Here is a 15225-nt window from a genome sequence, read left to right on the forward strand (position 1 = left end):
AGATAAACAGGAGTCCGTTTGGTGAAGCAGTTTTATCAGGCCTTCAAGCGTCGCCCCAGCATGCATGGCTATGACCTTTCCCTGGTCTGGTCGGTGCTGCTGTTGCTCGCGATCGGCCTGATCATGGTCTATTCAGCCTCGATCGCTGCAGCGGAAGTCGACCACGACACCGGCTTTCGCTCCAGCTATTTCCTTATCCGCCACAGCATCTTCCTTTTCGTGAGTCTTGTGGCGGCTTTTGTGGCATTCCAGGTCCCGACGCGGATGTGGCAGCAATACTCGCCTTATATCTTCCTGTTCGGTGCGGGGTTGTTGATTCTGGTGCTGATTCCCGGGATCGGCCGGGAGGTCAATGGCTCCAAGCGCTGGCTGTCGCTGTTCGTCATCAACCTGCAGCCATCTGAACTGATGAAGTTCTTCGTGGTGCTCTACGCCGCTGACTACACAGTCCGTAAGGCGGCCTACATGCACAGCCTAGTGAAGGGCTTTGTGCCGATGTTCGTGGTGATGTTGGTTACCGGTGTACTGCTGCTGGCCGAGCCCGATTTCGGCGCACTCGCCGTTATCACCGCCATCGCCATGGGGATTCTGTTCCTGGGCGGCTTCGATTGGCGTCTGTTTGGCGGCCTGATGGTAGCGCTGATGATCGGCTTCGTGCTTTTCGTCGTCGTCGAACCCTATCGCATGGCGCGGGTGGTGGGCTTTATGGACCCCTGGAAGGATCCTTATGGCAAGGGCTACCAACTTTCCCATTCGCTTATCGCCTTTGGCCGCGGCGAATGGTTCGGGGTGGGGCTGGGTGGATCGGTCGAAAAACTCAGCTACCTGCCCGAAGCCCATACCGACTTCCTGATGGCCATCATCGCCGAGGAAACTGGTTTTATCGGCATCGCCGCAGTTGTTCTCTTGTTCAGCTGGGTCATATTCCGCGCCTTCATCATCGGCATACAGGCCACCAAGCTCGAACGCTACTACTCGGCGCTCATCGCCCAGGGTATCGGCATCTGGCTGGGTGTGCAGTCGGTCATCAATATCGGCGTGAACATGGGCCTGCTGCCTACCAAGGGCCTCACCCTACCGCTTCTGTCCTTCGGTGGCTCGGGCATCCTGGCCAACCTGATTGCGTTGGCCGTACTACTGCGCGTGGACTGGGAAAACCGCCAGCTGATGGGGGGGTATACGGTATGAGCGAGTCGTGGACTGTGAAAGATGAACAGAACAGCAGCACGAGCGTACAGCCGGTGCTCTCACACGTTCATCAACCGGATGTCCCTGCTGATTACAAGGCAGCTGCTCACGCAGCCTCCAGCACATCCCAGGCTGACAGCCGCCCACGTACCCTGATGGTCATGGCGGGCGGTACAGGTGGTCACATCTTCCCAGCACTTGCTGTCGCGAAAGAAATGCAGACACGTGGCTGGACCGTGGTGTGGCTGGGCGCGAAGGACAAGATGGAAGCCAAACTGGTGCCTGACCACGGCATTCCCATCGAACTGCTGTCCATCGGTGGAGTACGTGGGCAAGGCTTGGTGCGCAAGTTGGTACAGCCTATGGAGCAGGCTATTGCGCTGTGGAAATCGGTTGCGGTCATCTTCCGCCACCGGCCTGATGCGGTGATCGGCTTTGGTGGATTTACCGGTTTCGCCGGCGGGTTGGCCGCCACCTTGCTGTGGAAACCACTGGTCATTCATGAGCAGAACTCGGTGGCAGGCCTAACCAACAAGGTCTTGTCTTACCTTGCCGACTATGTGCTTACCGCCTTCCCAAGCGCCTTTGCCGCCCGCGGGACCTTGGTAGGCAACCCGGTAAGATCGGATATCGCTGCATTGCCTGCGCCTGCCGAACGTTTTGTCAACCGCAGCGGCCCGCTGCGCATTCTGGTGGTGGGTGGCAGCCTGGGCGCGGTGGCACTGAACACCGTGGTGCCACAGGCGCTTGCGCTCATCCCGGCCGATCAACGACCGCAAGTCACGCATCAGGCTGGCACCAAACAGATCGATGCCTTGCGCAGCAACTACGCACAAGCTGGTGTAACCGGCGAATGTATAGCGTTTATCGACGATATGGCCCAGGCCTACGCAGATGCCGACCTGGTGATCTGCCGGGCAGGTGCGCTGACGGTAGCCGAACTGGCTGCTGCTGGCGTCGCATCCATCCTGGTGCCCTACCCCCATGCCGTGGACGACCATCAGACCGGCAATGCGAAATACCTGAGCGATGCCGGTGCCGGCATTCTCGTCCAGCAGAGCGACCTCACGCCCGAATGGCTTACGGCGCAACTGACTGAACTAACACGCGAGCGCCTCGTGAATATGGCCGAGGCAGCCAGAAACAAAGCCTTGCCCGCCGCCACACAGGTGGTAGCGGACATCATTGAGGAAGTAACGGCATGAAACACAAGGTCAAACGCATACACTTCGTCGGCATCGGTGGTGCCGGCATGTGTGGTATTGCGGAGGTCCTGCTGAATCTGGGTTTTGACGTATCGGGCTCAGACCTTGGCGAAAGTGCGACGACAGCCCGTCTGCGCGAAGCGGGGGCGATGGTTTTTATCGGCCACGATGCAAGCTACCAGCAGCACGCCGATGTGGTGGTGACCTCTACCGCCGTCAAGGCAGACAACCCGGAAGTACTGGCAGCACGTGCACGCCAAGCACCGGTCATCCCACGCGCCATGATGCTGGCCGAGCTATTGCGCTTCCGCCAAGGTATTGCGGTGGCCGGTACGCACGGCAAGACCACCACTACCAGCCTTATCGCCTCCATCCTTGCCGAAGCAGGGCTCGATCCGACCTATGTGATCGGCGGCAAGCTCACCGCTGCCGGCACGAATGCAAAGCTGGGTAGCGGTGACTTTATCGTCGTGGAAGCCGATGAGTCCGATGCGTCCTTCCTGATGCTCAAACCGGTATTGGCTGTCGTTACTAATATCGATGCCGACCATATGGACACCTATGGTCACGACTTCGTCAAACTGAAGCAAGCCTTCCTCGACTTCCTCAGCCATCTGCCTTTCTATGGCCGGGCAGCGTTGTGTATCGACGACCCGAATGTTCGCGCCATCCTGCCCATGGTCTCCAAGCCGATGACGACTTATGGGGTTAGCCCGGACGCCACGCTGCGCGCCGAAAACATCGTTGCCCTTCCTGGCGGCCAGATGCGGTTCGATGCGGTGTGGAAAAACGGTATTGAGTACCGCATCGAGATCACGCTCAATGCAGCGGGCCACCACAATGTATTGAACAGCTTGGCCGCTATCGCGGTCGGCCTGGAAGTTGGCGCATCCGAAACTGCCATCCAAAAGGCGCTTAACGATTTCGGCGGTGTTGGACGGCGTTTCCAACACTATGGCGAAACCGCTCTGCCACAGGGCGGCCGCGCCATCGTCATCGACGACTACGGCCACCATCCAGTTGAGATGGCCGCCACACTGGCCGCTGTCCGCGGGGCCTACCCTGATCGGCGCTTGCTGCTGGCGTTCCAACCCCACCGTTATACCCGTACCCGCGACTGTTTCGAGGATTTCGCCCGCGTCCTTTCAACCACTGACGCGTTGGTGCTTACCGAGGTCTATGCCGCAGGTGAATCGCCCATCGTCGCTGCCGACGGTCGCGCGCTGAGCCGTGCCGTTCGTGTACACGGCAAGGTTGAGCCCCTGTTTGTAGAAGACGTGGCTGAGCTGCCAACAGCGATTCTGGAACACGCCCACGACGGCGATGTGATCGTAACAATGGGCGCCGGTTCCATCGGCGCCATCCCTGCCAAACTGGTAGCAAAAGCATGAACAAATACGGAAAAGTAGCCGTCGTCTTTGGCGGCACCTCGGCAGAGCGCGAAGTATCAATCATGAGCGGTACGGGCGTTCTGAACGCGCTGCAAAGCCGCGGCGTAGACGCGCATGCATTCGACCCAAAGGACAAGCCCATCTCGGCACTGAAGGATGAAGGCTTTACGCGCGCATTTCTGATTCTGCATGGCCCTGGCGGCGAAGATGGCACCATCCAAGGTGCGCTCGACTTTCTGGGCATTCCCTACACCGGCTGCGGCGTGATGGCTTCGGCCATCGGCATGGACAAGCTGCGTACCAAGTTGCTCTGGCGTGCACTCGGTCTACCGATTCCTGCGTTCGAACTGTTGGACGAAAACAGCGACTTCGCAAGCGTAGAAGAACAGTTAGGCTTGCCCTTGTTTGTCAAACCCGCCACCGAAGGCTCCAGCATCGGTGTGATCAAGGTCAAGGCCAAAGGCGAGCTGAGAGCTGCTTATGCCGAAGCCCGCAAATACGATCGGCTGGTGCTAGCTGAGCAGTTTATTGGTGGTGGCGAATACACCGCACCGGTTATGGGCGACCCAGTCAAGGGCTACACCGTTCTGCCCATGGTCAAGATCGAGCCAGCCACCGAGTTCTACGACTACCAAGCCAAGTATTTCCGCGACGACACGGTATATCGCTGCCCTTGCGGCCTCGCGCCCGCTCGTGAAGCTGAAATCGCCGAATTGGTGAAGCAGGCATTCTGGGCCATAGGCGGTGAAAGCTGGGCGCGTGTCGACTTCCTGATGGATGAAGCCGGCAACCCCTACCTGCTCGAAGTCAACACCGCTCCCGGCATGACCAGCCACAGCCTCTTCCCCATGGGCGCGAAAGCCACCGGGATGAGTTATGAGGACCTGGTGTTGAGCATTCTCGACACCACGTTGAAGACATAAAGGAAACAACGTGCAAGTAAATGCAGTGAACCGCCAAGCAACACAAGCAGCAGCAATGCTGACCTGTGTGCGTGCGCCTGCAATGCAAGCACAACATCGTATGTACGCAAAACAGGAAGCCCGCCACACCACGAGCGCAGCGAGGTCCCCTCGCCGGCGGGCGAGGGCGGAGGGAGTGGGAATCCATCACGGACACATGGCGACGTTGAAACAATGGCCAATCCCGACCGGCTTTGCCGGTCGCACACAATGGTCAACGCAATCGGAAAGCCGCCACACCACGAGCGCAGCGAGGTTCCCTCGCCAGCAGGCGAGGGCGGAGGGAGTGGGAATCCATCACGGACACATGGCGACGTTGAAACAATGGCCAATCCCGACCGGCTTTGCCGGTCGCACACAATGGTCAACGCAGCTAGGAAACCTCCATGTGGGATAAGCCCCAAGCCCTCAACTGGCTATCCAACCTGCTGATCGCATTGGCGGTACTGCTGTTCCTGTATGCAGCGTTGCTGGTGATTGTGCATTCACCATTGTTCCCGGTACGGCAGATCAAGGTGGATGGCACCTTGTCGCATGTCACGCGCGAGCAGTTGCAATACATCGTGAAGAACGAACTTAAGGGTACTTTCTTCACGTTGGATCTGAACAAGACCCGCTCTGCATTCGAAAAGCTGCCGTGGGTTCGGCAGGTCAACCTGCGTCGACGCTGGCCCGACCGGCTCGATGTGGCGATCGAAGAGCACACCGCGCTGGCCCGCTGGGGTTCGGTGGGTCTTTTGAATACGTATGGCGAGCGTTTTGACGCCGCCAGCAATGAAATGCTGCCGGTGCTGGAAGGACCGGAAGGCAGCGAATTCGAGATGGCGCAGGGCTATGTCGGCTTTCGCGATCAGTTGTTAGCTATCTCACGCAAGCCCAGCCATATCTGGCTTTCGCCCCGGCGTGCGTGGCGGTTGCAACTGGATGAGAAGTTATTGGTGGAAATCGGCCGGGACAACCCGGAACAACGATTGGCCAAGTTTGTTGAGGCCTACCCGCGCACGCTGGCGGTGATCAATCGTCCGATTTCTTATGTAGATTTGCGTTACCCGAATGGGTTTGCGGTTCGGCTTCCCGGTGGCGTACCTACGCCCAAGCCAAAGCCCAAACCTGCCCCCAAGACAACTTGACGTGGGAAGGTAGCGAACAGTGCATTTGGAGAATGACGGTGAATAAACCGAACACAACGAAGAACCTGCTGGTCGGGCTCGACATTGGCACCTCGAAGATCGTGGCGCTGGTGGCCGAAGTATTGCCCGATGGCCGTATGGAAATCATCGGCCTTGGGCAGGCTCCGTCCAAGGGATTGAAAAAAGGCGTGGTGGTGAACATCGAGTCCACTGTCGGGGCCATCCAGCGCGCGCTGGAAGAGGCTGAGCTGATGGCGGACTGCAAGATTCGCGAGGTGTTGACTGGCATTGCCGGCAGTCATATCCGCAGCTTCAACTCGCACGGCATGGTCGCAATCAAGGACAAGGAAGTCACCCAGGCCGATGTCGACCGGGTGATTGAGACGGCACGTGCCGTCAATATCCCTACCGAGCACCAGATCCTGCACATCCTGACCCAGGAATTCATCATCGACGGACAGGAGGATGTGAAGGAGCCCTTGGGCATGAGCGGTGTGCGCCTGGAAGTGAAGGTGCATATCGTCACGGGCGCCATCAGCGCGGCACAGAACATCACCAAGTGCGTGCGTCGTTGCGGCCTGGAAATGAATGATCTGATCCTGCAACCCCTGGCCAGTGCGATGTCGGTGCTGAGCGAGGACGAGAAGGAGCTGGGCGTCTGCCTGATTGATATCGGCGGCGGCACTACCGATATCGCTGTGTTCTGCGATGGTGCTATCCGGCATACCGCGGTGATTCCTATCGCTGGTGACCAGGTCACCAACGATATCGCCATGGCCCTGCGCACCCCCACCAAGGAAGCAGAGGACATCAAGCGCACTCACGGTGTGGCCCTGCGTCAACTGGCAGACCCGCAGCAAATGATTGAAGTACCTGGTGTCGGCGAGCGCGGTCCGCGTCAGCTGAATCGCCAGACCCTGGCCGAGGTCATCGAGCCACGAGTAGAAGAGCTGTACAGCCTAGTGCAGGCCGAACTCCGTCGTTCCGGCTTTGAGGAGCGACTCTCCAGCGGCATTGTCATCACCGGAGGTTCGGCCCAGATGCAAGGCATGGTCGAACTAGGCGAAGAAGTGTTCCACCTGCCAGTGCGCTTGGGCGTGCCCAAGTACGTAGGCGGACTCGCAGAAGTCGTGAAAAACCCGCGTTTTTCCACCGCTGTAGGTTTGTTGGTACTGGGCAGGCAGCAAGCCCAGCGCAATGGTTACAAATCAATGCAGGGAGCCAGTATAGGCGGCCTGTTAGAACGCATGAAGACGTGGTTTCAGGGGAATTTCTGAGTTGAAAGTCGACAGCCGAGTATCGCTGGCACTTTCTTATTGAAGTACTTACTTTGGGCAAAGAGGAGAGAGCAATGCCTATTTCGTTTTTAGAAGCAGCGCAGGACATCGCACCAGTCGCTAGGATCAAGGTGATTGGCGTGGGTGGTTGCGGCGGCAACGCTGTCGATCACATGATCGATTCCGGCGTGACCGGTGTGGAGTTCATCTGCACCAATACCGATGCGCAAGCATTGAAGCGCAATCGCGCTGATAACGTGGTACAGCTTGGCAGCAACCTGACCAAGGGCCTTGGCGCTGGCGCCAACCCTGATATTGGTCGCGCCGCAGCCGAAGAAGACCGTCAACGCATCGCCGAGATGATCGATGGTGCCGACATGGTCTTTATCACCGCTGGCATGGGTGGCGGTACAGGTACAGGTGCAGCCCCCATCGTGGCGGAAATCGCCCGTGAGCGCGGCATCCTGACCGTAGGCGTGGTAACACGTCCATTCGCCTTCGAAGGCAAGCGTCAGAAAGCGGCACAAGCGGGTATTGAAGAGCTGAACAAGTATGTCGACTCACTGATCATCATCCCCAACGACAAGCTGATGCAGGTGCTTGGCGAGGATGTCTCCTTCAAGGATGCATTCAAAGCGGCTGATGACGTGCTACGTGGCGCGGTAGCGGGCATCGCCGAAATTATCAACGTACCCGGTCTCGTGAACGTGGACTTCGCCGACGTGAAGGCCGTGATGACCGAAATGGGTATGGCGATGATGGGTTCGGCACACGCCGAAGGTGTAGACCGCGCCCGTATTGCCGCCGAGTCCGCTGTCGCCAGCCCCTTGCTGGAAGACATCAGCCTCAATGGCGCTCGCGGCGTGCTGGTCAACATCACTGCCGACTTCAGCCTGAAGATGCGCGAAGTGCATGAGGTGATGGAAGTCATCAAGGCTTATACCGCAGACGATGCACGCATCATCTTTGGTACCGCTTTCGACGAAAACATGGGTGACAAGATCCGAGTGACCCTGGTGGCCACAGGTCTGGGCGGCCATGAGTCGAAGAAAGCGCCAAGCCTGCATATCGTCCATCGCACAGGTACTGACGATGCCGGTATGCCGAATTATGACGAGCTCGACGTACCTGCCGTCATGCGCCGTAACCAGCGGGGCAGCAACGGTGGTGGCGTAGCTGTAGAGTCACAGCGCAGCCCGGCGTTTTCCGGCGGTGATATGGATATCCCAGCCTTCCTGCGTAAGCAGGCGGACTGATCGGGATGAGAAAACGGCGACGGTGCACCCCGCTTTCCTGCCTGTGATAGCCGCCGTACCTTGTGTACGGCTGCGTCTCACAACATGAAGCCGGGACACCGGCCCAGCCGACATTCTGCTTAATTCAAACCTGCCAAAGGTGGGTGCTTGGCGCTTTTGCCTCAACAGGGCTATCGGTTCTGTTCGCCTAATGCCGCCATAGCAATGTTTAATCAGCATCGAGTTTGCCATACGGTAAAATCGAGGCCTTCTCGCCGCCAGCGTCTATGCGCTTCCGTCCCTTGCTCTCTCAAGGGAAAGGAGAGCCATACTCCGTTTCTGGCGCGGCTTGGTTAAATTGAGCGCCCTCCATGATTTATCAACGCACCCTGAAGTCACCCATTCACGCTGTTGGCGTAGGCCTGCATTCCGGCGAAAAGGTGGAACTCACTCTCTCGCCCGCAGATACTGACAGCGGCATTGTGTTCCGACGCGCCGATCTACCTGGTCAGCCGGCCTTCAAGGTTGGACCGGAACTCGTCAATGACACGCGCCTCTCCTCCACGTTGATCAAAGACGGGGTTCGGGTCGCCACCATCGAACACCTGATGTCTGCCTTCGCCGGCCTGGGCATAGACAATGTGCTTGTGGATGTGACGGCATCGGAAATGCCTATCATGGATGGCAGCGCCGCCCCTTTTCTTTATCTGATCCAGCAAGCTGGCGTAGTGGACCAGAAAGCAAAAAAACGCTTTGTACGCGTCAAGAAGACCGTTGAGGCGGTAGAAGGCGACAAATGGGTACGCCTGTCGCCGCATGACGGTTACAGGGTCAAGCTAACCATTGAGTTCAAACACCCTGCCTTTCAGAAAGCTGCCCAGTCAGTAGAGCTGGATTTCGCCAATACCTCATACATCAAGGAAATCGCCCGCGCCCGTACCTTCGGCTTCATGCATGAAGTCGAGTACATGCGCACAAACAACCTGGGCCAGGGCGGCAGCATGGAAAACGCCATCGTGCTGGACGAATACAAGGTGCTCAACCAGGAGGGCCTGCGCTTTGAAGATGAATTTGTCCGGCACAAAGTGCTCGACGCGATCGGCGACCTGTATATCCTCGGCCACCCATTGATCGCCAGCTTCGAAGGCTTCAAGTCCGGCCATGCGATGAACAACAAATTATTGCGTGCCCTGCTTGCCAACCCCGAAGCGTGGGAATACGTCAGCTTTAACAATTCGGAAGAAGCGCCTAGCTCATTCCACCAATATATCCCTGCCCGAATCTAAGCCTGTGTTTCTATTCCTACGCATTCTCTTCGTCACCCTCGTACTCCTTTGGGCATTTTGCTACTGGAAAGAACGTCACACCGGCAACCTGTATTGGCGTCGCGCAAGACGTTGGGTAATCGGCGTCGGCATCGCTGCATTGCTCATCATGGTGATCGGGCTGTTTATAGAGCGCTTGATGCTGACGTAATAAGCAACGCGCTGCATGGATTATGCACAGTCCGCGCCACTTCATTAGTACCTTAGAGTTTCACGATGACCTCAACTTTGGCTCCTGCTGCTACGCGCTCCTCTTTCCGTATCGATATCAATGGGATCCGTGCTTGGGCAGTGCTAGCAGTTGTGCTGTACCACTTTGGTATTTCAGGTTTTAGCGGTGGTTTTGTTGGCGTCGACATATTCTTTGTTATTTCCGGCTTCCTAATGACTGGTATTGTCATTTCCGCACTGGAAGCACAAAGATTCTCCTTATGGCATTTCTACTTAGCGCGTGCAAGAAGAATTATTCCAGCATTATTTTTATTATGTGTCGTATTACTTATACTAGGCTGGTTCTACCTCCCAACTCCTGATTATCATTTATTGGGACGCCATATAATTTATGCCATTACGTTTCTTTCCAATTTAAAATTCCGGAAAGAAGATGGGTATTTTGATGCAGCATCGCACGAAAAGTGGTTATTACATACATGGTCGCTTTCCGTTGAATGGCAGTTTTATCTACTGCTCCCTATTGCCTTATTATTCATCTGGCGATGGTGGAGTAAAGCAGGTGTTAAAGTCGCATTAATTCTGACCTTTACTCTTTCTTTTATCTGGTCAGTTTATCTAACCGAGCGTACACCGGCAGCAGCATTTTATCTGTTGCCAAGCAGAGCATGGGAAATGCTTGCTGGTAGTCTAGTTTGGTGGTTTACCGTACAAAGCAAACCCTCATACGCTCAAGCTATATTCCTAGAAACAATTGGTTTTGGCTTGATTGTTATGTCGATTACTATACTGGATAGTACTTCGGCATGGCCAGGCGGGCTCGCTCTTTTGCCAGTTGTAGGGACAATGCTCCTATTAGCGGCAAATCGACATAATTCCCTTATAACTGCCAACATATTTGCACAATGGCTAGGTAGCCGATCCTATTCAATCTATCTCTGGCACTGGCCAATAGTCGTCATACTCAACTATGTCAACATGCAAGACAGTACCAAATGGACTGGTACAGGCTTGCTTGCCACCCTCTTGATTGGAGAAACCTCTTACCGCCTGGTGGAAGCACCTGCACGCCGGTACTTAGCTCAATTAAAACCGAGAGCAGATTTCGCGATCATAGGAACAGCAACTGTATTACTGGTCATTGCCGCAGGCTTTATACGCCACCAATCTATAGCAGATAGGATTCCAGCACACTGGGAGCAAGTATCTCGGGAGTCGAATAATGTAAAACCTAATCGAGATCATTGCTTCAGCGCATCGGGTACTCAATCCCCTTCTTGTGTTTATGGCGGAGAAAATATACGTGCGATTGTCCTCGGAGATAGCCATGCAGATGCATTAACCACTGCAGTACAAAGCGCGTTGCCAAATAAAAGCGATGGCGTTATAGACTGGAGCTATGTGAGTTGCCCAACAATTTCGGGTGTACACCTAATTCCTGAAGCAGCCCCTAGTACTCAACACTGTGACGCATTCAATGATTGGGCAATAAAGAAGCTATCCAGTTTTGACGCCAAAATTCCGGTAATTATTATAAATCGTACATCTGTCTATGCATTTGGCCAGCATAATGGCGACCCATTACTCAAAAAAAGACCACTTATATACTTTGATAAAAAATACGCAACACCTGCACCAGAATTTCTTGCCGAATTCAAAGAAAAATTAATCAATACAGCTTGTCTAATTGCTAAGCGACAACCAACCTATTTGGTACAGCCCATTCCTGAAATGCCGATTGATGTTCCAAAGTTCATGGCTCGTCGCGCAGTCTTTGGCTTTGGAGAAGTCGGAATCTCCATCTCGCAGATGGAATACCAGAAACGGCATACCTTTGTTCGAGAAGCCCAATATGAAGCTGCCAAGCGTTGTGGGGTGAAGCTCCTTGATCCAGCTCCCTACCTGGTACGTGATGGTCGGTATTGGGGAAGTCAGAATGGATGGCCCCTTTATTACGATGACGACCATCTCAGTGAATTTGGCAATAAATTATTGACCCCAATGTTCCAGCAGGTATTTGCTGTCCCCTCAAAGCTCGGAACTTGATCAACTGGCTACTTCTGGACAATCACAGCCCAGTCTTTTCCAGCCTCATGCAAAACACCGCATCCGCCACTGCGCCTGCCGGTAAACACACGCCAGCATTTCTTTACATAGCAAAGCTGTGCACCACTTCGCCGTTACGACTGCAAAGAGCAAAGGTAGGCCCTATATATTAATGTGATGCAGACCGCATTCAGGTCATATGGGAAATCATGCCGGCTTCGCTTAACCACACTGACGAGCATCTGTTCCGTCGTATCGTCGAGGACGCGGAGGAAGGCATTTGGCTGATCAACACCAGCGGTAATACCCATTACCTGAATGCCCGGATGGCCCAGATCCTGGGAGGGCAAATAGACAGCATCATCGACAGGCCGATCTGGGACTTCGTCTATGAAGAGGACATCCCCTCAGTCCAGAAAAACTTTGAGAAGTGCCGGCAGGGTAAACATGGGACTTACGACTTTCGCTTTCGTCGGATGAATGGCGAGGAAGTGTGGACCCAGATGTGCACCTCCCCTTTATTGGATGCAGACGGCACCTATGAAGGGGAAATCGCCTTTGTCAGCGACATCAGCTGGCGGCGCGAGGCTGAGCAGCGTATTGCGGAAACCGAACGGGCAAGCCGGGCTGTATTCGAACACAGCGGTGCAGTCAAATTGATCATCGACCCCAAAGATGGCCGGATCGTTGCTGCCAATCCAGCTGCCTGCGCATTTTATGGCTATGACGCCGAAACCTTCGTTCAGCTCAATATCAACCAGATCAATACCCTCAGCCCGGACCAGGTTGCCGCCAGGATGGCCAACACTACCATGGAGGAAACGTACTACTTTCAATTCCAGCACCGGCTCAAGAGCGGCGAGATACGCGACGTCGAGGTGCAATCCTCGGCCATCAATCAAGCCGGCCGTACGTTGCTGCATTCCATCATCCATGACATCACCCCGCAAAAGGCTGCCGAGCATTGGCTGCGGATAACGCAATTCAGCGTGGAGCAGGCACGCATTGCGGTGGTCTGGGTAAACGCGGACGGAAGAATCAACTACGCCAATCAATACGCGTGCGAATTGGTCAATTGCCCGCACGAAAAATTGATTAACGAACCGATCTGGCTCTTCAATCTCGGCATCAGCGAACTGAATTGGCCAAAACTCTGGGAAAGCATCAAGACCACCGGCTCGCTTCGCCAGCGTTCGGAAGCGCTGCGTATCCCCTCCACCCTTATCGACATCGAAGTCCATGCCTCCTACCTAAACTTTGAGGGTGAGGAGTTCATGGTGTCGTACACGCTCGATATCAGCGAGCAGGTGCAAGCAGAGGGCATGCTGAGCCTGCAGCACGATGCGTTGGAAGCTGTTGCTGCCGGATACAACATTTCGCACCTTTTAAAGCTACTGGCACAACGCGTGGAGATGCTGACCAAAGATGCTTTCTGCTCAATTCTGGTGCTAGAAGGGGACCAGCTATTCACCGGTGCCGCCCCCAGCCTGCCCGAAAGCTATAACCAGGCCATCGATGGCGTGCGTATTGGCCCCACCATCGGGTCCTGCGGAACTGCGGCTTACTTTGACCGCAGCATTGAGGTCAACGATATTTCCACAGACCCGCTCTGGGCGGACTTCAAGGGGCTCGCGCTACAGCATGGTCTTGCCGCCTGCTGGTCCACCCCCATCCACGCCAGCGATGGCCGGGTATTGGGTACCTTCGCGCTTTATTTCCGTGAAAAGCGTGGCCCAAGCGACTACCACCGCCGAGTGCTGAATGCCTGCACCCATCTGGCAGGTATCGCCATCGAACACCGCGCAGCTGAAGCGCGCGTCCACACACTCGCCTTTTACGACAGCCTTACCGGCCTGCCAAACCGCACTCTGTTTGCCGACCGGGTTGAATTGGCGCTGGCTCGGGCACAACGCGACTCAACCCAATTAGCGCTCCTATTTATCGATCTCGATCGTTTCAAGACCATCAACGACTCGCTTGGTCACGCTAGTGGCGACCGCCTGCTACAGGCTATCGCCAAGCGGCTGGAAGCGCTGGTACGCGACTCCGATACCGTATGCCGGCTTGGTGGCGATGAGTTTGTATTGCTGCTGCCCGATTGCGATATGGGCGGCGCTGCAACCATTGCCGAGAAACTGATCGTCTCCGCCGCAGAAAAGGTGGAGTTCGACGGTATTGTGCTGAATCCTTCCGCCAGTGTCGGCATCAGCCTCTACCCCAGCGATGGGGAGGACTACGACACCCTACTCAAGAATGCTGATACCGCGATGTACCGGGCCAAGGAAGGCGGCCGCAACGCGTACTGCTTCTACCACTATGAGATGAACCAGAACGCATCGGCCAGGTTGAAGATGGAAGCCGCCTTGCGGGTGGCACTGGCTCGCAACGAATTGCTGCTGAATTACCAGCCGCAGGTCTACATTGCGGATGGCCAGCTGCACGGCCTTGAGGCCTTGGTGCGCTGGCGGCACCCGCAATGGGGTATGGTTTCACCAGCCGAGTTTATTCCCGTTGCCGAAGAATGCGGCCTGATCGACGAGATTGGCACCTGGGTACTGAATGAAGCGTGCCGGCAGATGGCCGAATGGCAACGTAACGGGATACCCATACCGCGCATCGCGGTGAACCTGTCTGTACGCCAATTCCGCCACGACAATGTCTACAAACGGGTGGTTGAAACATTGGATCGTCACATGCTGCCCCCATCGCAGCTGACACTGGAAATCACCGAAAGCCTGATGATGCAGCGTGACGACGACACCTTAAGTGTATTGAAGGCCCTCAATAATATGGGCCTCACACTGGCGGTGGATGACTTTGGCACCGGCTATTCCAGCCTGGGCTATCTGAAGCGCTTCCCAGTCAATGAGCTGAAGCTCGACCAAAGCTTCGTACGCGACCTAAGCGAAGACCCGGGTGACCGTGCACTCGCCAGCGCGGTGATCCGCATTGGCCAAAGCCTGCACCTGAAGGTAGTCGCAGAGGGGGTGGAAACCGCTGAACAGCTGGCTTTTCTACAAAATGAAGGCTGCGACATCGCCCAGGGCTATCATTTCGCCAAGCCCATGACTGCTGATGCGTTGGAAGCGTGGGTGAAAAATAGGGAAAAGCACCCCAGCCATTGATACAAAGTGCTGCTCACGACCTGACTGTGCAGCAGTGATCAAGCTATTGGATATCTTCTCAGCCACACCAAGGTTCGCAAAGCTTGTAATAAAAGCACGTTCAAAGTCTCGCGAGCTAAGGCAAGACAAGACAAGACAAGACAAGGCGGAAACACCCGAGGAAGCGGAGT

Annotated in this window: 11 protein-coding genes; 10 read left to right on the forward strand and 1 reads right to left on the reverse strand. The window is 55.7% G+C overall.

Annotation, left to right across the window (positions count from 1 at the left end; translation table 11 throughout):
- Nucleotides 1-18 precede the first annotated feature (18 nt).
- The 8 genes from ftsW to lpxC all read left to right on the forward strand — a co-directional run bounded on the left by ftsW (nt 19) and on the right by lpxC (nt 9674).
- Complete coding sequence (gene ftsW / locus ACUHMQ_RS03045) at nt 19-1188, forward strand: putative lipid II flippase FtsW (RefSeq protein WP_445293972.1); 1170 nt, start codon at nt 19-21, stop codon at nt 1186-1188.
- Nucleotides 1189-1343: 155 nt separating this feature from the next.
- Nucleotides 1344-2393 carry an undecaprenyldiphospho-muramoylpentapeptide beta-N-acetylglucosaminyltransferase gene (gene murG, locus ACUHMQ_RS03050; protein ID WP_445294025.1) on the forward strand — a complete coding sequence of 350 codons (1050 nt, stop codon included), beginning with the start codon at nt 1344-1346 and terminating at the stop codon, nt 2391-2393.
- Nucleotides 2390-3784, forward strand: coding sequence for a UDP-N-acetylmuramate--L-alanine ligase (gene murC, locus ACUHMQ_RS03055; protein WP_445293973.1), 1395 nt, complete (start codon nt 2390-2392; stop codon nt 3782-3784). The genes murG and murC overlap by 4 nt, the downstream gene beginning before the upstream one ends.
- On the forward strand, nt 3781-4707 hold the full coding sequence (locus tag ACUHMQ_RS03060) for a D-alanine--D-alanine ligase (RefSeq protein WP_445293974.1): 927 nt from the start codon (nt 3781-3783) through the stop codon (nt 4705-4707). Before murC ends, ACUHMQ_RS03060 begins: the two co-directional genes overlap by 4 nt.
- Nucleotides 4708-5132: 425 nt before the next feature.
- Entirely contained in the window at nt 5133-5876 is a 744-nt protein-coding gene (locus ACUHMQ_RS03065; protein ID WP_445293975.1) for a cell division protein FtsQ/DivIB, read from the forward strand.
- A 38-nt stretch (nt 5877-5914) separates the two neighbouring features.
- Nucleotides 5915-7153, forward strand: a complete 1239-nt coding sequence (ftsA, locus tag ACUHMQ_RS03070; RefSeq protein WP_445293976.1) for a cell division protein FtsA — start codon at nt 5915-5917, stop codon at nt 7151-7153.
- Nucleotides 7154-7227: 74 nt separating this feature from the next.
- Nucleotides 7228-8409, forward strand: a complete 1182-nt coding sequence (ftsZ, locus tag ACUHMQ_RS03075) for a cell division protein FtsZ (RefSeq protein ID WP_445293977.1) — start codon at nt 7228-7230, stop codon at nt 8407-8409.
- A gap of 353 nt (nt 8410-8762) precedes the next feature.
- Nucleotides 8763-9674, forward strand: coding sequence for a UDP-3-O-acyl-N-acetylglucosamine deacetylase (gene lpxC, locus ACUHMQ_RS03080; RefSeq protein ID WP_445294026.1), 912 nt, complete (start codon nt 8763-8765; stop codon nt 9672-9674).
- A 75-nt stretch (nt 9675-9749) separates the two neighbouring features.
- Here the strand turns inward: lpxC and ACUHMQ_RS03085 are convergent, their stop codons facing one another.
- Nucleotides 9750-9881, reverse strand: a complete 132-nt coding sequence (locus tag ACUHMQ_RS03085) for a hypothetical protein (protein WP_445293978.1) — start codon at nt 9879-9881, stop codon at nt 9750-9752.
- Nucleotides 9882-9929: 48 nt separating this feature from the next.
- Here ACUHMQ_RS03085 and ACUHMQ_RS03090 point away from each other — a divergent pair, with 48 nt between their 5' ends.
- Both ACUHMQ_RS03090 and ACUHMQ_RS03095 read left to right on the forward strand, forming a co-directional pair.
- Entirely contained in the window at nt 9930-11930 is a 2001-nt protein-coding gene (locus ACUHMQ_RS03090) for an acyltransferase family protein (RefSeq protein WP_445293979.1), read from the forward strand.
- Between the two features lie 209 nt (nt 11931-12139).
- On the forward strand, nt 12140-15055 hold the full coding sequence (locus ACUHMQ_RS03095) for a sensor domain-containing protein (protein WP_445293980.1): 2916 nt from the start codon (nt 12140-12142) through the stop codon (nt 15053-15055).
- Nucleotides 15056-15225: the final 170 nt, after the last annotated feature.

Source organism: Chitinimonas violaceus, from assembly GCF_052601015.1.